The sequence below is a fragment of the Parasediminibacterium sp. HNIBRBA5674 genome, from assembly GCF_056745525.1.
The window spans coordinates 78,262-99,913 of sequence record NZ_JBQWIE010000011.1; the positions used below are offsets into that span (position 1 = coordinate 78,262).

Consider the following 21,652-nt stretch of genomic DNA (forward strand, 5'->3'; position numbering starts at 1 on the left):
TCTAACTATCTATTTTACAATAAACAATTTGTTACGGTAAACCTTATTGCCGTGTTGTATTTTCAAAATATAATTACCGCTTGCAATATTGCCAGTAGCAAATTGTTCTGAGAATGTTCCTACAAAATTTGCATACGATTTGGCAAATACTGTTTTACCAGATAAATCTACCAACGCAATTTGCAAGTCATCTTTATTGCTTACTTTAAAGCTTACTTTAAATACACCATTATTAGGGTTTGGTGTGGTAGTTAAGCCTATTTCGGTATTATTTACATTAACAATACTAGTTGTAGCAGTGTAAATTAGCCCTGTTGAAGTTGCTATACAACCATTTACATCGGCACCGCTTACAGAGTAGTTGCCTGAGTAAATAGGCTTAATTCTAGGTGAATTAGCCCCAGCAATTGCATTACCATTTAAGTACCATTGGATAGCACTTACAGCATTTGTTTGCAAGCTATCTGATGCTGCACCAACTAGCGTGATGGTAGGTGGTTTAGTGGTAGCGGCAACTATCGCAACTCTATCGCTCAACGAATCCGAAAGTGTTGCAATTTTTATATTGTATAAGAAATAATAAAAACTTGCTGGTGGCGTTGCCGCATTTGTAAGTATTTGAAATATACCAGGTATGCCTACAGGATAAGGGTTGCTAGTAACGCCATTGTTTCTATAAATTGATGCACCGTTTAAACAATTTACAGTCATTAAATAAGCACTTTTAAGACTGTTGTCAAGCTTTAAATTTAAATAATAATTAGCCCCAGTATCAATCCCATTCGCATCCAGATTAGGAAATACATCAACGGTAATAGAGTCACCTAAAGTAGGATAATAAGAATACCCTGTACCATTTTTAAAAGCAGGCCTAAATGCTATACCAACTTTACCAGCAGCATTACAATATAGCTTAGCAGTTTCAATAACTAAAGGTATTGCGGCTGTATCAGTTGTGTATGTACCTGAAAAGGTACTGCCGTAGCTACCAGTACCTAGTGCTGTATTAGTTAATGGTCCTACAGTTGCTCTTACGCCAGTTTGTAAATAATAGGTGTTATTAGATGTAACTACAGATGTTGTTGCTGCACTTGTATTAGCAAGTGGTGTTGCTGCTGCTGGTGTATCGTACCAGAAATAATTATTACTATTTGCCGGGTTTGTTACACTTAAACTTGTAGAAGATGCAGTACATTGAATGGCTTTACCTATTGGTATAGCCGCCTTTTGAGCAGTTGTAATAGTAGTTAGCAAGGTGTTATTGGTATTATCTTGATCATTAAGTACATTGGCAGTTACGTTAAAAGTATAAGCAGTACCGCCGGTAGTTGCAAAAGGAGTTTGAAATGTATAAATAATTTTATCGCCAGCTAAAATAGTAGCTGGGTAATTACCGCTTAACGTTGCTATAGTTGTAGTACCTATTTTAACTGTGGCTGATAATGAAATGTTTGAAATATTAGCAGTTCCCTTATTGCTCACCATTATAGATAGTAGTTGCGATGGATTGAATTTAGAACCATTTGAAGGTGCTAACACAGCAGTTACTTCGCCATCATTTGCCCCTCTTACAACGCGCAAGCGATAATCTTGCGTTTCACCATTTGTATAAGCACCACAAGAATTTATATCGTTAGCATTTGATGTTTCTTGCGCAATAACGCGCATTACTATGTAACTACCTTTAGTAATAGATGAAGGAGTGTTAATAGCTGTAGTGTAAATGTTACTGACGTTATTGAGTATACCACTTGTTGCTACTAATTCACCAGCATCAGTAAATACGCCGTTGTTATTATAGTCAATGAATACTTTTACGATTTTATTGGCATTTGTACCATCACAGCTGTTCACTTTTACAGATAATGTAGTCGCTTTATTTGGCTCAATATCACCAGTTAAATTGGTAAAGTCTTTATAGCTAGTACAGCCAGTAGCTGTTTTATTTTGGATGTTTGAGAAACCTACGCTATCAATTCTAGTACCTACTGTATTTGTTGGTGCAGATGTACAATAGGCTGTACCGCCTATACCGCTTGCTATTATAGAAAAAACTTGGCTACCTCTAGCTAAAGTACCTTTATTGCTAACGGTTATAACATAATTTTTGCCAGGTACTGCACTATCAATTAAAACTTGTTCAATATTATTTAGCTTATCATCGCCCTTAGTGGCATTACTCTGTGGAACATTAGGATCTAATATCCAAGGTAAATAAGTATTGCTACCAGATGTTACTCTTAAATCTAAATCGTGTATCAACTTTGGTGTACGATCGTTAACCAAAGTTGATACATTTTGGTTCACTGAACCAGTAGGATCTGTCCAAGCGATGGTTACTTTTAATGGGCCATTGCCAGATGCTATAACATTAAAGGTATAAGGCACGCCACTGTTTAATGTTTTTTCTATAATCGTATCTGTTTTATTGTTAAATGACGAAGTGATTACGTTGGCAGCTTTTGCTGCATTTAAAAGACCGTAGCCAAATACATAATCTGGACCAAGTGCAGTACCAGCTTCATCTGCCGTATGAACGGCTAAAGCTTTTAAGGTAGAACTGCGCATAAAAACACCTGGATGTTTTTGGTTATAATATTCTTGAAGTAATAGTAGGCTACCTGTAACATTTGGCGAAGACATTGAAGTACCCTGTTCAGCACCATAATCATTTATACCAGTAGAAAATGTGGATGTCACATTTAAGCCATTTGCAACAACATCTGGTTTTATGCGTCCATCATCTGTTGGTCCCCAACTACTGAAACCTCCAATTTGCACATCACTTGCAGTATTATAGCCATTTGGTAACCCAGCAACTGCGCCCACTGTTAAAATATTTTTTGCATTTTGTCCACCAGCAATTGAACCATAAGTAGGATTGTCAGGGATAGATGCGGTGCGTTTAATAGCTGTAGTACCACCATTATACAGGTAGTTACCACCAATGGCAGGCCCTTTATTTGAACCGTAACTCCCATTACTATTGCCAGCTGCAAAAACCATTAAATAGTTGGGTGCATTATATAAAATAGAATCATAAAGCTGTGCTCTTGAATGATAATACCCAAAGTTGTAAGCTTTTGTGGTACTAATACTTGTATCGCCATACCAAGTATAATTTGTGCCATCATAATTCCAACCAGCAGTTATACCATAAGAGTGGTTTGATAATAGTAAATTAATCGCTTCGGATGCAATTTCAGATTGCTCGTTGGTAATAAAATCATAGGCAATCATTTGCTTTAAACCAAAAGCCATACCTTTTGCTATTGGGTTTATACCAGTGGCCATCATTGTGCCTGCAACATGTGTCGCATGATCACTAAGCCTAGCACTTGTTGCAGAATCTTTTTGTAAAATTCGGCCTGCTAGCTCGATATGATTTTTTAGAATAAGACCACCATCCCAAATACCCAACTTGCTATTTACGGCATTGGATGAACCAGACAAGTTTAACCCCGTACTACCGCCAGCCCATAATTGATTAGTACTTGTTGTGGTAGCAGAAATAATATTATTAAAAGTAGCATAATATAAAGGCTGGCCAGAAAAATCAATTGATTGTAATGCCATTACAGTCCCATTTTTGCTAACTACATTTATAGGCCACCCTTTTTGCTGCGCCATTTTAACTGCCGCCTCGTAATCATTAACTTCAACTATTTTGTGTGATGTTGCTAGTTTTTGTAAGATGATAGTGTTTGTTTTTTCTTGTGCTACAGCTTGCTGGCAAATGGCTAGTAAAGCAAGTACAATGATTTTTTTCTTTAGCATAATAGATATATTTCTGAACGATGACTGGCTAAATTTAGATACTTTTACTATTAAAATAGTGTTATGGTTAAAAATATTTCAGGGCTCATATGTCTTTTAGTAACTTTCTGTAGTTGTACTTCAACAAAATCTTCTAAAATGCTAATTATTACGCAAGGAATTACAGGTATAGTATACGAAGTAAGAGGCAATCAAATGCCAATGATAGGCCAAGAACCACCTAAGCTAAAAGCGATGCAAGCAGAAGTATTTGTGTACGAAAAAACTAATATTGGTCAAACTGTTAAAGATGCAACCGCAGGTTTTTATACAAGTATAGCCACTAAGCAAATGGCCACAACACATACAGATAGTATGGGCAAATTTTCTATTGCATTGCCAGTAGGTACTTACTCGCTATTTGCAAAAATTGATGGTAAGTTTTATGCCAATTTGTTTAACCAATACAACGATATTAATGTGGTAACAGTAGACACTAGTAAAATTACTGAAACGACTATTCGTGTTAATTACAAGGCTGTTTATTAATCATTGTATCATTCCATCATTCTCAATCACACATACCAATCATAAGTCTATCTTTGCAACTCTTTTTTTACGATAGGAATTGCAGTTATGAATTTGAACGTGTTGTTAGAGAATTACCAAAATTCCCCCCGCCTTTTACAATTGGCGGACAGACTTCTTTTTGCCGATACGCAAAAATTATTTTTAAAAAACTTACAGGGCAGCAGTGCTGAGTTTATTGTTGGTGCAGTGTTTTCGCACCCAAAAACGCAAGGTTTAAATCACCTTATTGTACTAAACGATGCTGAAGAAGCGGCTTATTTTCACAACACACTAGAAAACTTAACAAGTGCATTAGACCTATTTTATTTTCCATCTTCTTTTAAAACACGCAAAAATTATCGGTTACTCAATTCGTCGCATGTGATGTTGCGTACCGAAGCTTTAACCAAGTTGGCGGCTGGCGGCAATAAAAAAATTATCATTACCTATCCTGAAGCCATTTTTGAAAAAGTAGTACTACCTAAAACTTTAAGTGGTAATATTATTTCCATCAAAACCAATGACACCATTAATCTTGATGGATTGATGGAATTATTTGTAATGTATGGCTTTGTGCGTACCGATTTTGTGTACGAGCCTGGTCAGTTTGCATTGCGTGGAGGCGTTTTAGATATTTATTCATTTGGCAACGAAAAGCCTTATCGTGTTGAGTTGTTTGGTAATGATGTTGATAGCATCAGAATCTTTGATCCTGAAACGCAGCTAAGCGAACGAAAGCTATTGCAGGTAAGCATTATACCCAATGTAGAAACGCAATTTGAAACCGGTGATAAAGTTTCGTTACTAGAATTTTTACCAGAAAATACCATTGTTTGGTTGAAAGATTGGGATGTTATTCAAGGTAAAATTGAGCAAGAAGAAGAAGATCTTGGTTTGTTTTTAGAAAGAGCAAGTGCAACTAAAGAAGCATTTGGTACAAGTGTAAAACCGAACTCAAAACATAAAGTTGAAGAGGAAGAAGATGAAGACGATACCAAGATTTTAAAAGAAGTTTCTTTACAAGATTTTACACCCGTTGCCACCATTGAAAGGCAAATGCAACAACGACACATTGTTGAGTTCGGTAGGCAACAGTTTATGGGTAATGCGGCAGCTACCCAAGGCGATGAACCATTATCTATCAACTTTTCTACTAAGGCGCAACCTTCCTTCAATCGCCAGTTTGATTTATTAATTAAGAACTTAAAGGCTCAAGAAGCTGATAATTATAGCATCTACATTTTTGCTGAACAAGCCAAACAATTAGAGCGTTTACACAGCATTTTTAAAGACTTAAATACTGAAATAAATTTCGTTCCTGTAGCCACATCTATCCACGAAGGTTTTATAGATGAAGACCTGAAAGTAGTGTGCTATACTGACCATCAAATATTTCAGCGCTATCACAAATACCGTGTAAAACAGGCTTATAATAAAAACAAAGCCATTACGCTGAAAACCTTGCGTGACTTGCAACCTGGTGATTATGTAACGCATATTGATCATGGTGTGGGTACTTATAGCGGCTTACAAAAACTTGAGATAAATGGTAAGCTACAAGAGGCAGTGCGTATCATTTACAAAGACACAGATATTCTCTATGTAAACATCAATTCACTACACAAAATATCTAAGTACACGGGTAAAGAAGGTACGGTACCAAAGATTAATAAACTAGGTAGCGATGTTTGGAATAAGCTAAAAGAAAAGACTAAAGCGAAGGTTAAAGAAATAGCTTTTGACTTAATAAAATTATACGCGCAACGTAAAAGTCAGCAAGGCTTTGCACATGCACCAGACACCTACATGCAAACAGAGCTTGAAGCAAGCTTTATGTATGAAGACACACCTGACCAGGCCAAAGCGGTAGCTGATGTAAAGCAAGATATGGAAGCACCAAGCCCTATGGATAGATTGGTGTGTGGTGATGTTGGTTTTGGTAAAACAGAAGTAGCCATTCGTGCGGCTTTTAAAAGTGTGGTTGATGGTAAGCAGGCTGCTGTTTTAGTACCTACAACCATCTTGGCTTTTCAGCATTTTAAAACTTTTAGTGAGCGTTTGAAAGATTTTCCTGTTACGGTAGATTATGTCAATCGCTTTAAATCATCTAAAGAGAAAAAAGAAACTTTAGAAAAATTAGCCGCTGGCAAAATAGACATTATTGTAGGTACGCATGGCTTGCTTGGCAAAGAAGTGAAGTTTAAAGAACTTGGCATCATGATTATTGATGAAGAGCAAAAATTTGGTGTGGCTCACAAAGAGAAATTGAAGACTTTAAAAACCAATGTAGACTGCTTAACCCTTACTGCAACACCCATACCACGTACGCTACACTTTAGTTTGATGGGTGCAAGAGACTTAAGCATCATCAATACACCACCACCAAACCGACAGCCAATACAAACCGAAATTCAGGTGTTTAATGCCGACTTTATTCGTGATGCTATTTATTACGAAACCAACCGTGGCGGGCAAGTTTTCTTTATTCATAATCGTGTGCATGGTTTGGGCGAAATGGCTGCACTTATTCAGGCACAATGCCCTGATTTAAGTATTGGCTTTGCACATGGTCAGCTTGAAGGGCATGAATTGGAAGAACGTATTTTAGATTTTATTGACAAGAAATACGACGTACTCGTTTGTACCAATATTGTAGAAAGTGGTGTAGATATTTCCAATGTAAATACCATCATCATTAACAATGCACACCATTTTGGCTTGAGCGATTTGCACCAATTGCGTGGCCGTGTTGGTCGTAGCAACAAGAAGGCCTTCTGTTATTTATTAGCACCGCCAATGAGTAGTTTGCCTACTGATAGTCGCAAACGCTTACAAACCTTAGAACAATTTAGCGATCTTGGTAGTGGCTTTCAAATCGCTATGCGTGACTTGGATATACGTGGTGCTGGTAATTTACTAGGTGGTGAGCAAAGTGGTTTTATGGCAGAGATTGGTTTTGAGATGTACCAAAAAATATTGGAAGAAGCTGTAAGAGAACTAAAACGTACGTCGTTTAAAGACTTGTTTAAGGATGAGATTGCGAAGCAAGATGACTATGTAAGCGATTGTACCATTGACACGGATTTGGAAATTTTATTGCCTGATAGTTATGTAGAAAGTATTACTGAAAGACTATCGTTGTACACACGATTAGACAACTGCGAAAACGAAGCAGCGTTAACAGCTTTTCATGCAGAAATGGTAGACCGTTTTGGGTCAATACCTAGCCAAGTAGAAGATTTGTTTACAACAGTGCGTTGTCGCTGGGCTGGCGTAAATCTTGGTTTTGAGAAAATGACGCTGAAAGATAACACCATGCGTTGCTACTTTATTAACAAAAACGATTCGCCATATTTTGAGTCTGATTTGTTTAAAAATATATTGGCTTATTTACAAACAGGCACTAACAAAGCGCATCTAAAACAAGTAGCTAAAAACTTTTTGCTTGTGGTAAATGATATACGTGGTATGGAAGAAATGTTACGCTTTTTAACGCTAATGAAGAAAGCTGTGATTAAGGAAGAAGTGGTAGAAAAATCAGAAGAACTACCTGTTTAAATTTCTTATTATTTCCACAATAAAAAACAATATCTGCTGTATGAAACACCTACTCAAACATTTACCAATACTAGCCTTTGTAGCGGCTTGTGGTACTGCTAACAATACCAAAGAAATACAGAAAGATACTGTAACTCAAACTGCACCTATGCTAGGTAACGATGTAGACGCACATGGCTGCAAGGCTAGTGCAGGTTACCAGTGGTCTCAAGTAAAGCACAACTGTATAAGACTATTTGAAGAGGGCATAAGACTAAACCCAAAACCTGATACGGCTAGCCAAAGTATTTCTGCCTTTGTGGTATTTAAAAGCCAAGACGTACAAGACACTGCTGAATTATTCTTACCAAATGCTAGTAGTCAATATCTACTGCAAGACAAAACGAATGGTGCTGGTAAATGGACGAATAACAAGTACCAACTTACCCAATGGAAAGGTATGTACACACTTGAAACCATAAGCCCTAAAGCCATTATTTATCAAGGAGCAACGGTAAAATAACAAAGAATATTAACTACCTCTCATACCGCCAGTTTTCACAGGCTTTTTACCACCGCTTACAGCTTTGCCTGTAGGCTTAGCTAAAAATTTAGAGCCATTGGTAGCGCCCTTTTTGGGTTGGTTGCCAAATTTTAAATTGCCTTTATCGTTTACTGGTAATGCCATGATGTGTTGATTTAAGACACTAAACATACCGAAGTTTTAATGGGCAGGAGTTATTATTTGATTTAACTTAAATAAATAGTAGTAAAACTGAGTCATTTGCTGTTGCAACCATCATTAAATGAACACTACACCTGACAAAAGTGTTACTACACTTAGTAAAAGAAAGCCTACACATGTTTAAAGGATAACTACACTTGGCAAAAGGAAGGTTGACGAAGGTAGGGGGATACTAATCCTTGAAGGTTTTGCGAAATCTTCAATAATTTTATACGCTTAGATAAAAGCTCCATAGCGAAAAGAACGTACCAGTGCAGATACTACGTAAACTCAGCACAGGCCACACCAAAGCTAAATAGTAGTACTAAAGCTGGTTACAACATCTCTAAAAACTAGCAATAATTATAGGCTTAAAGCTACCGCAGGATCCCAAAATTTTTTGTCAAAGTCTACAATGGTGTCGTTTTCTACTTTAATTTTTTCTTTGGCTAGCAGTTCTTCCATAAGGGTGGGGGGCACAAAATGGGCTTTGCCGCTGAGCATGCCGTTGCGGTTAACCACACGGTGGGCAGGTACTTTGGGCGTAACTGTAAAGGAGGCATTCATGGCCCAGCCTACCATGCGAGCACTAGATTTGGCACCTAAAAATGCGGCGATAGCGCCGTAACTGGTTACACGGCCTTTGGGTATTTGGCGCACCACATCGTACACTTGTTCAAAAAAACTGGTGTCGCTTTTACCGCTTGGTAGCACTTTGGGTAAGCTATTTTGTGGCTTCGCTTTTGGCATTTTGCTGTGTAGATTGTGTGGCTAACAATTGGCTGCGTTTGGGTTCTGGTACGCAATCGTAGTTGTAAGGGCAGTGCCTGCAGCCGTAGCCACAGCAATGGCCTTTTTCAAGATGGTATTTTTCGGTAAGTACCATATAGCATTGCTCGTCGTAGTAAAAATCAATGTTTTCAACTAGTGGCTGGCTCATGTATCAGTTGCTTTAATATCTCGTCTTTGGCTAATGGTAGCGGTTTGTTGATTTTAAATTTTAGATAATGCACTCGCTTGCTTTGCGCTATGTCTAGGCTTTCGTAATAGGTTTTTATGTGTAGCTCAGGCGCAATATTGGGCTGTTTGTAAGCATCATCATAATCTACCAACAATTCTAGTTCGAATAAGTTGATGACTATTTTGGTAAAATTGTATAAATCGGGGCTATCGGTTTTTAGGTTAATGGTACCGTCGTTATTCAGCATTTGCTGGTACAAGCGTAAAAATTTAGGGTGCGTCAAGCGTTTTTTAGCTTTAGAAAGGCGTAGTTGTGGGTCAGGAAACGTAATCCAAATATCAGCCACTTCATTTGCTGCAAAGTAGTTGGTAATTTTATCAATCTCAGTGCGTAAAAAAGCCACGTTGTATAAGCCATCTTCAAGGGCAGTTTTTGCGCCACGCCAAATGCGGTTGCCCTTAATGTCTATACCAATGGTGTTAATGTTCGCATGCATTCTACCAAGGCCTACAGCATATTCGCCTTTGCCACAAGCGAGTTCTAGCGTAATTGGGTTGGTATTTTTAAATGTATTGTGCCAATTGCCTGGCATATTTTCAGGATATTCAAGTACGTTGTTAAAGCCCTTAATAGCCTCGAAGCGAATTAATTTTTTGTGCGACATTATTTGCTAATTGAAATGGGCAAATATAGCTTAGAGATAGTAGCAAATAAAAAAGCCTTCAAGTGGTTTCTAAGGCTGTATGATTATTGTAATTGTTTGGTATTAAAGTAGGCAATTACTTTTTCATAATCTTGATTACCTATTAAGGTTAATTGCCTGCTTGGTATGCGTAAGTTAGGGTTGGGGTGATTTACCGTTTCTACCTTAGTTTCTATAATTATGTTGCCTGAATTAGGAAAGTTAGTGTTTGCTGGCCCTGCAAATACTAATTGATTGATGTGCACTTTATCTATTTTGAAATTGTTTTTACTTGCAAAAAGCATGTCTTTGCTAAACAACTGCCTTTTCTCGAAGTTTTTTAAAATTTCTTTATTAATATATGAGTACGGATTATCGGCTTCGCCTCTTTGTTTAGCTAAAGGAATATCTGCAAAAAGGCTGCCCAAACGCGATGCGCTTTCTGTTTTTATTTTTGTATTTACCTCAATACCTACAACTATATCGTTAGCGGTGAGCACTAAATAAACACTTTTATTTAAAAAACCGTGTTTTTGATAGGCAATAAAATGATTGCAATCCGTTAATCTAAAATCCTGTAAAGTCATCGCATTATTCTATTAAATCACTTGGGCTAATTATTAATCTTAATAATCTAAATCAATTAACTCAATACAATTTGCAAAGAAACAAATATGTTGTTTTGCAATCTAATTTTCTTAAAATATTTTTTTAAACGGTGAGGGATAATTTACAACAGTGTAATATGCTAGAATAGGTTGACAGATTTTAAGATATCCCAGTTGCTACGGTAGCTGAGATTTTGTATTTAAACGATTGTATTTGGGTTATTTTTGCATATAAATACTAGAAATATGCAGGGAAAATTGAGTGGTTGGGATGATACAATTGTGGCATTAGCAACCCCACAAGGTATTGGTGCCATTGGCGTTATACGTGTGAGTGGCAGTAAAACTTTTTCCATTTTAGATGAATTATTTACTTCAAAAAATGTTTCGGCGCAGCCAACACATACCATTTTGGTTGGTTTATTAAAAGATGCTGGTGAGGTTTTAGACGAAGTTGTTTTGGCGATATTTAAAAATCCTAAATCTTATACAGGTGAAGATGTTGTAGAAATCAGTTGCCATGGTTCGCCATTTATTCAAGAAAAAATAATTACAACACTTATAAAAAAGGGCTGTAGAATAGCAAAACCAGGTGAATTTACTCAACGTGCATTTTTAAATGGCAAACTAGATTTAGCACAAGCAGAGGCGGTGGCTGACTTAATAGCAAGTAATACTGAAGCTAGCAGAAATACGGCCATCAAGAATATGCGTGGCGGCTTTTCATCTTCGTTAAGTGTGTTGCGAGAGCAATTGATTCGTTTTTCTGCCATGATAGAACTAGAGTTGGATTTTGCACAAGAAGATGTAGAATTTGCAGATAGAACTGCTTTATCGAATCTTATTGTTGAATTAGTTAATTCTACCAATGGCTTACTGCATTCATTTAAGCTCGGTAATGTTATAAAAAACGGTGTACAAGTGGCCATTATTGGCAAGCCAAACGCAGGTAAATCAACACTGCTAAATACGCTTTTAAACGAAAACAGAGCCATTGTAAGTGATATTGCGGGCACTACTAGAGATACGATTGAAGAGGTTTTAAATATTGAAGGTGTTTTGTTTAGACTGATAGATACGGCAGGAATAAGATTACATACTACAGATGTAATAGAAAGTATTGGTGTAGAAAAAAGTTTTGAGAAAATGCGTTCGGCCAATTTGGTGGTGTATTTATTTGACATTAATACAACTTCAGCGGCTGATTTGCAAACAGTTGCTGATGACTTTGCAAAAGAAGGCTTACATTATTTATTAGTGGGTAATAAAATTGATGCAGATAACGTGAGTTTGCAGCAAGCATTTAGTGGTTTTGCTAACACCATTTTTATCTCTGCAAAAGACCACATTAATATTGATTTACTAAAACTAAACTTGGTCGAAAACGCTGTTGGCGGTAATATTAATTCAGAAGCTACCATTGTTACAAACGCAAGACACTTTGAGGCATTGCAGCAACTTGCGGCATCTCTAAGTGATATACAAGATGGGTTAGATAATCAAATTCCTGGTGATTTATTAGCTCTCGATATTCGTCAAAGCTTGCATTATTTGGGCTTAATTACTGGTGAAATTACGAATGATGACCAATTGGATTTTATTTTCAGTAAGTTCTGTATCGGAAAGTAACATTTAATTATTATATAAATAATATGCTTGGAGGCTGTTTATAATTTATTGATTAAAAAGTTTTACAGTCGGTGTTTTAGTCATTTCTTCGGCTGATTCCATCAGCAGTTCATAGTTTCTACATAATCCTCTGTCATTGTCAAACCAATTGAATGTTCGTTCCACAATCCATCTATTTGCAACTGGTTTAAATGGCTATTTCTTATTATCCTTTCTCAATACAGTTGTCATCATGTAGCCAACCTTTTTAATACTTCACTAATAAGATCACTTCTACAGCCACTGACACCCTGTTTTAACCAAACATATAATAGCATTCCAAACTGCTTGTAAACTATGTTTGTGCTTTCCTTTTGTTTAATTCCAAAAAATTACCGATAACATGCCACTGGGCAGTAGTTACATCTGTTGGGCACATTCGATTGATGGTTTAGTGTACCGCTAAAACGAGTACACCAATAATCACTATTGCCCTTTTTTACATAATTTTTAAACAGGCTATATCCCAACTGGGAAAAGTGGAAAGAGAAATTAGAACAAGCCTTAGCTTAAGCATCAATTTTCTCTCTCATTATGTTTTATTTAGTTTAGTTCATATTCAATCATTAGTAGAGAATTTTATTTTGTTAATGGATAGTAAAACGAGCATTTAATACCTTCTAGCTTCTAAAAGCGATTAGGTATATCCATGCTTTCGTGCAAGATGCTTATTATTTCTAGCTCAGTAGAGAAAACTTGTAAAATATAAAGTGTGACTTCTTTTTTGCTGAATAGCAGCCCACACGCAGTGCATTAATGTTTTTGCCTCACTTTGGCTTTTTAGAAAGGATGTTTATTTCGGTCATTATTAGTTCATAATACCTATCAGCTTGCTCAAGCGACCATGTTTCAAAAGTGTACAGCCATATTTCTTCTAGATCCACCAATGCGGCTTCTCTAAAAACAACCTTTAGTTTCATAGGTGCTTTTTATGAAGTGCTGCCAAGTATTCTTTTGAATCGAAGTTGTCAACTTTTCCAGATTGTTCACCTGCAACTAATGCTTTAATCAAAGCGTCTTTCTTTTGCTCTTCGCTTTCTAGTAAGCGCAAAGCTGTACGCACCACTTCACTAGCAGAACTATAACGCCCTGATGACACTTCTTCGCTAATAAAGTTTTCAAAATGTTCTCCTAAAAGAATGGATGTATTTCTTGCCATAGCCAATACTATTTGTACCAAATATACCAATCATTGGGATTTTTAAAAGGTAAATTACATGAAAAGTGGAACGCTTTTGTAGCTATCTACATCAACTAACGCTTCTACATTTTACCCGCATATTCAGGATTGTATTCTACCATCCATTCTATACCATATTTATCTCTAAAGCCGCCGAAATACGTGCCCCAAAAGCTATCTTCAAGTGGCATTTCTATTTGTCCGCCAGCTGAAAGGCCATTAAACAAATGGTCTGCTTCTGCTTTGCTTTCTGTGAATATCACAATCTTACTTCTGTTCTCGTTTTCGTTAGTTGTGCCCATTATTTCGGGTACATCATTGGCCATTAGCATATTTGATTTGCCTATTGGCAAGGCAATATGCATAATTTTATTTGCCTCCTTTTCTGATACAGGAAACGCCTCGCTTGCTATGTCTTTAAAGCGAATAATTTTTGCAAACTCACCACCAAATACTGATTTGTAAAAGGTAAAGGCTTCTTCTGCGTTGCCATTAAAATTGATGTGTGGATTAATTTGTGCCATGGTTATAGATGTTGATTGATTCGAAATCAAACATAACCATTAAGTGCCAAAGCTAGCAGGTACAAACACGTCAAAAAAGTGGGTGATTGCGGCAATTGATGTGAGTAGCAAACAGGCGGGTGAAGACACCCGCAGTAAATAAAACCCAAACAGCGATTCAAGCTGTTTGGGTTTTATTATATCACTAAGCTTTTTTCTTTGCCGCCTTTGCGGTATCATCTACCTCAAAGCCCCAATTACTTAATTTTTTAGGTTGCTTTGCATATTTACCTTTTAAGTATGCACTGCTACCTTTTACATGTTCATCAATTGATGCAAATAATGCATCTCTTTTTCTATAAGCTTCTTCCATTTTTCCTTTTAATTCTTCTGCCAAGTCATGAAATTCTAAACATGGAGCGATGGTAGGCCCCACTTTTGCCCAATCGTAAGTTTCTGCGTCTAAATTGTTTAAATCGCTAGTAGCACCATCGGCTACATGCTTTTTGTACACTTTTTCCGCAAGTTTTAGCAGCTCCTCTGGGTTGCGAGAAACCACCACTCGACCTTTTGTGTTTGCCATAAAATAGTTGTTTAATTGTTTGCAATAAATTCACGACACTAATATAATAATTACAACCTACAATAAAATTAAAATTAGAAAAAATCTAAAAAAAAATGTTCACATCGTGAATGTGTTCAATAACACCCTGCTGTATTTGAATACATTCACGATGTTAATCCATACAATGGCATTGTAACGATTAACAATGGCGATGTAAACATTTACATTGCCATTGTAGCTATTGACATTAGCATTGTAACGATTAACATTGGCGATGTTGTGGTTGGATTTGACAATGTTGCGGTTTATAATGGCAATGTTGTGGTTGCAAATACAGGTGATAGATAGAGAAAAGACAACCTAGTCTTTTACTTTGCCAATGAAAGATGGAAATTTTGTAGTGCTTTCATTCTCGTTGCAAGATTAGTGGCAGCGTTGCTGATGGTGTGTAATTTTTTCACTAGCGCAAGTCTCTTGCCTTGTGCTATTCGTTACTTGTTTATAAATCTATTAACTATGAAAAAATAAGTAACACGCTAGCACAGGTCGGCTATGCTAGTTTGCTACACTACAGACCTGCGCTAGTGGATCAACATCACGAACAGCATGCAAAACCACATGTTTACTGTAGTTTTATTCTACAATTTTTGTAACTCGATCGTTTACTAAATACAAAGTTTTGTCGCTTTTGTATTTCATAATAGTTGTTGTCAAACTATCAGTTGTTGTCTTACTACTACTAATGGGATTCCCCCACGCTATCAAACACATTTCTCTGGACATACCAATTAGGATTTTGTTGTCAGCAATGGCATTTCCATACTTTTCACCATACATATTAATCATCTCCTGTTTAAACCCTTTTCCTTTTGTTAGTCTTTCATACTCTGCTGGATGAGTGCTTTTAATGATAGCAGCCATTGCATTTTGTTCCTCTTTATACGCTTTGTTTTTTTCTGCATAACCTTTTTCAGAAGTAAACAAAATATTTGCAGTGTAATAGTTGTGTTTATCGCTAGATGACGGTATTAAAATTTGTACATTCTCTTTATTTTGCATTATAAAGTATACGCCGTATTCTTTTCCTAAATATGCTACATTACACTTTGGTGAATTATATTGATAATCGCCAAAAGTTAATTCACCATTATTTTTTTCTTCATCAGGCCTTTTAGGGTTATTTAATATTTGCACATCTGTAAATGTCCAAGTAGAAGGATAGGGGATTTCATAATATTCTCCATTCGATAAATTAATACTATAGAATTGCTTTTTTTTATCGCCAGTATAAATTCCTCGCCAAGGGTTATCAAACACAAATTTCTTTCCGATGTTTTTTCTTTTATTTATTACAAAGCCTTCTATAAAAGTATTAAGTTTCATCAATGTGTATTTATTTATGAAAATTACATCCCCAGTTTCTATTGATTTTAATTTCACTATATTTTTTGTATCTGGTGAATTCCTTTCCTCTATTTGGTTTAAATAAATCAATATCTCCTCTTTTGGATCTCCATATTGACGTGGAACTTGACTCAAGGTTTTGTCGTCAATATCATAAAATACGAATTTATAATCTTTTTTTCTGTACAAGGTTTTAAGTTCAATGTCCCTATCGGCTTCGTTTGAAATTAATGTAAAGTAGTTGTAAAATTCATTTTCAAATTCTGTTCTTGAATACAGTTTCTCAAATAGAAAAATCTTATTTGTTAAACTATAGGATTGCAAAACTTTATCATCAATATTTGGGATGTAGATATTTTGTCCTAATAACAAACTAAAATCGTCATTATCGCCATAGAAATTAGTGATATTTTTTAAACTGTCATACTTCTTGATTGTAAGAGGTTTTTCGATTTCTTTAGTTTCAATTGATTTACTTGAAATTTGAGCTTCTGAATTAACAGTTAAAAAAGAAAATAGTGTTACGTAAAAAATATTTTTATAGATCATCGCTTAAAAGTTGATTCAATATGATTAATAAGTTGTTTGCACAGTTTTGATTTAGAAGTCTTCGATTCAGATTGGGGCTAAAAAAACTACTAATCCAAAGGGTATTAAATCTATCAGGATTGTAAGCAATTTCGTCCACTATGTGAACAGTTTGACCACGTGTTCTTGAGCTGCAAAATATGTAGTTACAGCATTCAGACATTCTTTCTATACTTTTACTTGTTATACTTTCAGAGTCTGGGTCTCCTTGGGTTTCGATACCAATTGTTGCGTTGTTAAGTCTTATGATTATTCTAACATCATCTGTTGAATTTAAAAGCAAATTTCTATTGAAGTCAATGGGTTCTATAATCTCATTTTCGAATTGATCCAAAACTAACCCTATAAAAAGCTTTAATGATTCTGTCTTTCCCTCGCTTGCTCTTCCATAGGTTACTACTATTGTATTTTTTGTCATAATGTGCAGTTGTCAAAAATTACAGACAAAGCAAGTTTATATGATTTTAGCCGTACAATCAAATAATCTCTTGCTATTCACTTAGAGGCGAGTGAAGACACCCGCCTCTGACCTAATAAATTTTGTTGGTTAAAGCCAACTGAAATTAATAAACACCTACGCTACAAAAAAAGCCCATCTACTTGCTGCTGCCGCTCCCGATAGCTATCGGGAGTGCTGAAAATTTAAGCAAATAGATGGGCTTTGTACCTAAGCTGACCAATAAATTATTTCTACTGTACGATGGCTTTTTTCTTTTGTGTGGTGTGGGCGCTAAAATAACCTAGTGCACCACCGCTTATGTTACTTACAGGGTTGGTAGGTGCTGTTGGCTGACCGTTGGTTGGGTCTAGGCCGCTAAGTTGTTTAAAATATTCAAACACATTTTTATCAATACAACGCATCTCTAGCTGAATGGTATCTTTTGGTTGTATGTAGGCGCTATCGTTAAATAGTTGTCTTGCAATGTATTTACCATCGCTTAGGCGGTCGTCAAATACAAATATCTTTTTGGTGATTTTGCTGTTGATGGTTTGTATAAATTGATAGCTATTGCTAATGCCTGCTGGGTCTTGAAAGTTCGGCATTGGGTTAATAAGCGTTTGTCCAAAGCCTGAGTTTACTTGAAAGGTAATAGAATCGAGTGTTACAGGGCTAGGCATGGTGCTGCTTGCTTTGTAAGTGGTGCCGTTTAGCAATACATTTAGCAAGTACGTGTGGCCTGGTACACCTTGAATTAATGAGGTTTGGTAAATACCCGGCGTTACTTGTGTAAGCCCTGTGGTAAACCCTGTGGTACTGTCTTTAATAGTAACCACTGCACCAGATACGGTTGGAAAAACATTGTCTTGTGCGTAGTTAATAGTTTTGCTAATGCTTACCGTAGTAATGCCAGCTTGGTTAGTAACATTGCCTTGTATTACTAGCTGTGGTGCAGCATCGTTAAGGTTAATGTCTATTACTTTGGTGCAAGCTGCAAAGGCAGTAAGTGCTATGAGTAAGGTGTATTGTATGATTGATTGTTTCATGGCTTAGAATTTAAAGTTGTAAGTAACTGAAGGCACCCATCTAAACAAGGTAGTTTGTACTGCTTGCGTTTTGGCAGCGTTGTTTGGGTCTTCTTGAAAGTTAATAGCAAAAGCATTTTCACGACCATAAGCATTGTAGAGTGAGAAGGTCCAACTGCGGTCTGTTTTAGCTGTTTTTTTGCCTTGTAGCGTAGCACCAAAGTCTAAGCGATGGTAGTTTGGCATTCTATAACCATTGCGTTCGGTGTAGTAAAATACCGTTTGCCCATTGATGTTGTACTTACCACTTGGAAAAGTAACGGCATTGCCTGTGTAGTAAACAAATGTGGCAGAAACCGTCCATTTTTTGCTTGCTTGATAAATACCTACCACCGATAATTCGTGTGTTCTATCTTGTGTAGCATTGTACCACGCACCGTTGTTTATTTGGTCAAATTGGCGCTCGGTTTTAGATAAAGTGTAGCCCACCCAACCATTGAATTTGCCATATTTTTTCTTAAAGAATAGCTCTATACCATAAGCCCTGCCTTTGCCATATAATAGTTGCGATTCTACATTTTCGTTGGCTCTTAATTCTGCACCATTCTTGTAATCTATTTGGTTTTGTAAGGCTTTGTAATACACTTCAGCCGAAAACTCGTAAGCGTTTTCTTTGAAGTTTTGGTAATAGCCTACCTCAATTTGGTCAGCAATTTCTGGTTTAATATTGTTGCTGCTACCTACGTACAAGTCTGTAGGATTAGCCGATGTAGAGTTAGACAATAAGTGAATATTTTGCACGTTGCGGCTATATGACAACTTAATAGATTGCCTATCGTTAAGCTTATAACTTGTAGCAAAGCGAGGTTGTAGGTTTACGTAGGTTTTTACAACTTGACCACTCTTGTAAGTTGTAGTATCTTTTACATTGCCTGCTGCATCGTAGCTATAAAAATTACCTGGGCCAAGTGCATTAAACATGCTTACACGCAAGCCATAAGTAAGGTTTAGCTTTTCTGTAGCGCTCCATTCGTGTGATACATACAAGGCGCTTTCTATACTGTATTTGGTTTGCAACTCGGTATTGTTAAAGCTAGATTGTTGTGTAGCGGTAACGCTACCTGGCACTAGGTTGTGGTGTATAAAGTCTAGGCCAAAGTTTATTTTATTAGTACCATTTACGTAATACTGAAAGTCTTGCTTTACGTTAAAGTCACGAATTTTAGAGGTAATGAGTAAGTTATTATTACCTGCTGTGATTTTAATTTTATAGTTGTAGTTGGTGTAAATGAGCGATGTATTTGAGAACAAACGTGTGTTGTAAATGTGGTTCCAACGCAGCGTGGCAGTAGTGTTACCATAGTCAATACCAAAAGTTCTACCGAAGCCAAGATTATCTCTACCGTTGTAAATAGATAAGAAGAGGCGGTTTTTATCGTTGAGTTTGTAGTTGGCTTTACCGTTAAGGTCGTAGAAGTACAGCTTGTTGTTTTTAATAGATGAGTCTTTAGACAAAGCCAAGAACAAATCGGCATAAGTACGTCTTGCACTGATGTTAAATGAGCCTTTGTTTTTTACAATAGGGCCTTCTGCGTTTAAGCGAGAAGAGATTAAACCAATACCACCACTCATGCCAAATTTTTGGTTGCTACCATCGTTGGTTTTAATATCTATTACTGAAGATAAACGACCACCATATTCAGCAGGCATACCACCTTTATACACCGTAATATCTTTAATGGCATCGCTATTAAATGTAGAGAAGAAACCTAGCAAGTGCGAGGCGTTGTAAACGGTTGCTTCATCAAGTAGAATAAGGTTTTGGTCGCTGCTACCACCACGTACATAAAAGCCACTATTACCTTCGCCTGCACTTTTAATACCTGGTAATAATTGGATGGTTTTTAGTACATCTTTTTCACCAAAAATAACTGGTACATTTTTAATCTCGTTGATAGATAATTTCTGTATACCCATTACCGCTTTGGTAATGTTTTCGTTCTTTTTGCGTGTGCTCACCACTACTTCTTCTAGTTGCGAACGATAAGGCACAAGTGCAATATTTAGCTCTTTGTTTTGGGTAAGATTCAATGCGATGGTATCATTTACATAACCTGCAAAACTTACTACCAATGTGTAGCTGCCTTCTTCAGCAGTAATAGAATAAAAGCCATAAGCATTAGACACGGTGCCTAAACCTGCTAGTTTAGTAAGTTTTACATTAGCACCAATCAGCGTTTCGCCAGTTTGCTTATCACGAATAGTACCGTTTACCGTGTGCTTTGGTTTTACTTGGCCGTAAGCCAATATTGGCATAAGGCCAATGAAAAAGAGAAAAATTTTAAGCCCTTTCAGATAGAATTTCATAATAATTTAGGTTGCTTTTCTGATGTCGGTTGACGATTGCACCAAGCATTAATTGTTTGGCGGCGAAAGTAAACACAACATGCTACCCAATTGTTACAAAAAACTTTAGTAATTGTTAATTTATTGTACAGTTTTTAACAGAAAAAGGCAAACAAATAAGGACTATTTTACCAATTCTATACCCTTTGGGGTAAATACAATTTTCTTTTGTTTAAATAAATTACCCGTAGTCATTTTAAAGGTTTTCTTGCTCATACCAAAGAAATCGTAGATAGCTGAGGGCTCACTTTTATCGTTATATGGTAAAAAATCTTTGTTTTCTTGCAATAAACGCAACACTTTGCCCACTTCATCTTCTACACGTTGATAACCGGGTTTACCTAGTATCACATCTATTTTATTGGTGTCGTAAATCTTTTTTACAAAGCCTTTCAGTTTGTCGCCAATGCTTACTTTTTTAAACACTTCGCTATTGTGTAATAAGCCAATGTGTTGGTTATTAATAATCATTACATAGCCAAGGTCAGATTTACGGTACACCATTACATCTACCTCTTCCAACTCTTTTACGGTTAAAATATCGTTGCTGAAATTACTGTCTATACGCTCTGTTGCTGCAACACGATTGGTACGTTCATCAATGTATAATTTCACCAAATATTTACCACCTATTACCATATCGCTCAATTGGTGCGACCTCGCAATAAACACATCTTTCATTACGCCCCATTTTAAAAATGCACCGTAACTATTAATGGTAACTGCTTCAAGCAGGGCAATATCGCCTACTACTGCAAAAGGCTGCATAGTAGTAGCAATCATTCTGTCTTCATTATCGTGATACACAAACACATTGATGATATCGCCACGCTTAGCATTTTCAGGCACCCAACGTTTTGGCAGTAAAATGCCTTTATCGCCATCATCTAGATAAGCACCAATTTCTACTAGTCTATCAATTTTTAATAAATTATAGTTGCCTATTTGTATCATATCAGTCAGAATTACTTGTGTAAAGATAATTACAATCGAGAGCTGTACTAGAAATGGTTTCACACACAAAGACAGTAGTGCG

Annotated in this window: 19 protein-coding genes; 4 read left to right on the plus strand and 15 right to left on the minus strand. The window is 36.5% G+C overall.

Annotated elements, in window-relative coordinates:
• Nucleotides 1-9: 9 nt before the first annotated feature.
• Nucleotides 10-3,777 (minus strand): S8 family serine peptidase, encoded by a 3,768-nt coding sequence (locus tag ACT9TX_RS07445; RefSeq protein WP_481337639.1) that lies wholly within the window; start codon nt 3,775-3,777, stop codon nt 10-12.
• Nucleotides 3,778-3,915: 138 nt separating this feature from the next.
• Between ACT9TX_RS07445 and ACT9TX_RS07450 the strand changes: the two genes are divergently transcribed.
• The 3 genes from ACT9TX_RS07450 to ACT9TX_RS07460 all read left to right on the plus strand — a co-directional run bounded on the left by ACT9TX_RS07450 (nt 3,916) and on the right by ACT9TX_RS07460 (nt 8,386).
• The gene (locus tag ACT9TX_RS07450) at nt 3,916-4,305 is read left to right on the plus strand and encodes a hypothetical protein (RefSeq protein ID WP_481337640.1); all 390 of its coding nucleotides are present in this window, start codon (nt 3,916-3,918) and stop codon (nt 4,303-4,305) included.
• A gap of 87 nt (nt 4,306-4,392) precedes the next feature.
• Nucleotides 4,393-7,884 carry a transcription-repair coupling factor gene (gene mfd, locus ACT9TX_RS07455; RefSeq protein ID WP_481337641.1) on the plus strand — a complete coding sequence of 1,164 codons (3,492 nt, stop codon included), beginning with the start codon at nt 4,393-4,395 and terminating at the stop codon, nt 7,882-7,884.
• 40 nt (nt 7,885-7,924) lie between these two features.
• Nucleotides 7,925-8,386 (plus strand): hypothetical protein, encoded by a 462-nt coding sequence (locus tag ACT9TX_RS07460; RefSeq protein ID WP_481337642.1) that lies wholly within the window; start codon nt 7,925-7,927, stop codon nt 8,384-8,386.
• Nucleotides 8,387-8,395: 9 nt separating this feature from the next.
• On the opposite strand, the gene ACT9TX_RS07465 is transcribed toward ACT9TX_RS07460, so the two are convergent.
• From ACT9TX_RS07465 to ACT9TX_RS07485, 5 genes are all read right to left on the minus strand, one after another.
• Nucleotides 8,396-8,551 (minus strand): hypothetical protein, encoded by a 156-nt coding sequence (locus ACT9TX_RS07465; RefSeq protein WP_481337643.1) that lies wholly within the window; start codon nt 8,549-8,551, stop codon nt 8,396-8,398.
• A 399-nt stretch (nt 8,552-8,950) separates the two neighbouring features.
• Nucleotides 8,951-9,337, minus strand: a complete 387-nt coding sequence (locus ACT9TX_RS07470) for an MGMT family protein (RefSeq protein ID WP_481337644.1) — start codon at nt 9,335-9,337, stop codon at nt 8,951-8,953.
• Nucleotides 9,312-9,527, minus strand: coding sequence for a C1orf53 family protein (locus ACT9TX_RS07475; protein ID WP_481337645.1), 216 nt, complete (start codon nt 9,525-9,527; stop codon nt 9,312-9,314). The genes ACT9TX_RS07470 and ACT9TX_RS07475 overlap by 26 nt, the downstream gene beginning before the upstream one ends.
• Nucleotides 9,508-10,212 carry a tRNA (guanosine(46)-N7)-methyltransferase TrmB gene (trmB, locus tag ACT9TX_RS07480; RefSeq protein WP_481337646.1) on the minus strand — a complete coding sequence of 235 codons (705 nt, stop codon included), beginning with the start codon at nt 10,210-10,212 and terminating at the stop codon, nt 9,508-9,510. Before trmB ends, ACT9TX_RS07475 begins: the two co-directional genes overlap by 20 nt.
• Before the next feature lie 83 nt (nt 10,213-10,295).
• Entirely contained in the window at nt 10,296-10,817 is a 522-nt protein-coding gene (locus ACT9TX_RS07485) for a hypothetical protein (protein ID WP_481337647.1), read from the minus strand.
• Between the two features lie 267 nt (nt 10,818-11,084).
• On the opposite strand from ACT9TX_RS07485, the gene mnmE reads away from it, so the two are divergent.
• Nucleotides 11,085-12,467: a tRNA uridine-5-carboxymethylaminomethyl(34) synthesis GTPase MnmE gene (mnmE, locus tag ACT9TX_RS07490; RefSeq protein WP_481337648.1), complete on the plus strand. Its 1,383-nt coding sequence runs from the start codon at nt 11,085-11,087 to the stop codon at nt 12,465-12,467.
• 806 nt (nt 12,468-13,273) lie between these two features.
• On the opposite strand, the gene ACT9TX_RS07495 is transcribed toward mnmE, so the two are convergent.
• From ACT9TX_RS07495 to ACT9TX_RS07535, 9 genes are all read right to left on the minus strand, one after another.
• The gene (locus ACT9TX_RS07495) at nt 13,274-13,426 is read right to left on the minus strand and encodes a type II toxin-antitoxin system RelE/ParE family toxin (RefSeq protein WP_481337649.1); all 153 of its coding nucleotides are present in this window, start codon (nt 13,424-13,426) and stop codon (nt 13,274-13,276) included.
• On the minus strand, nt 13,423-13,665 hold the full coding sequence (locus ACT9TX_RS07500) for a type II toxin-antitoxin system ParD family antitoxin (RefSeq protein WP_481337650.1): 243 nt from the start codon (nt 13,663-13,665) through the stop codon (nt 13,423-13,425). Before ACT9TX_RS07500 ends, ACT9TX_RS07495 begins: the two co-directional genes overlap by 4 nt.
• Before the next feature lie 104 nt (nt 13,666-13,769).
• On the minus strand, nt 13,770-14,210 hold the full coding sequence (locus ACT9TX_RS07505) for a VOC family protein (protein WP_481337651.1): 441 nt from the start codon (nt 14,208-14,210) through the stop codon (nt 13,770-13,772).
• Nucleotides 14,211-14,394: 184 nt separating this feature from the next.
• Nucleotides 14,395-14,772 (minus strand): hypothetical protein, encoded by a 378-nt coding sequence (locus ACT9TX_RS07510; RefSeq protein WP_481337652.1) that lies wholly within the window; start codon nt 14,770-14,772, stop codon nt 14,395-14,397.
• A 615-nt stretch (nt 14,773-15,387) separates the two neighbouring features.
• A complete protein-coding gene (locus ACT9TX_RS07515; protein WP_481337653.1) occupies nt 15,388-16,707 on the minus strand; it encodes a hypothetical protein in 1,320 nt (439 codons plus the stop codon).
• A complete protein-coding gene (locus ACT9TX_RS07520; RefSeq protein ID WP_481337654.1) occupies nt 16,697-17,164 on the minus strand; it encodes a hypothetical protein in 468 nt (155 codons plus the stop codon). Before ACT9TX_RS07520 ends, ACT9TX_RS07515 begins: the two co-directional genes overlap by 11 nt.
• Before the next feature lie 272 nt (nt 17,165-17,436).
• A complete protein-coding gene (locus ACT9TX_RS07525; protein ID WP_481337655.1) occupies nt 17,437-18,231 on the minus strand; it encodes a DUF4249 domain-containing protein in 795 nt (264 codons plus the stop codon).
• Between the two features lie 3 nt (nt 18,232-18,234).
• Complete coding sequence (locus ACT9TX_RS07530) at nt 18,235-20,577, minus strand: TonB-dependent receptor (protein ID WP_481337656.1); 2,343 nt, start codon at nt 20,575-20,577, stop codon at nt 18,235-18,237.
• Between the two features lie 162 nt (nt 20,578-20,739).
• Nucleotides 20,740-21,570: a CvfB family protein gene (locus tag ACT9TX_RS07535; RefSeq protein ID WP_481337657.1), complete on the minus strand. Its 831-nt coding sequence runs from the start codon at nt 21,568-21,570 to the stop codon at nt 20,740-20,742.
• Nucleotides 21,571-21,652 lie beyond the last annotated feature (82 nt).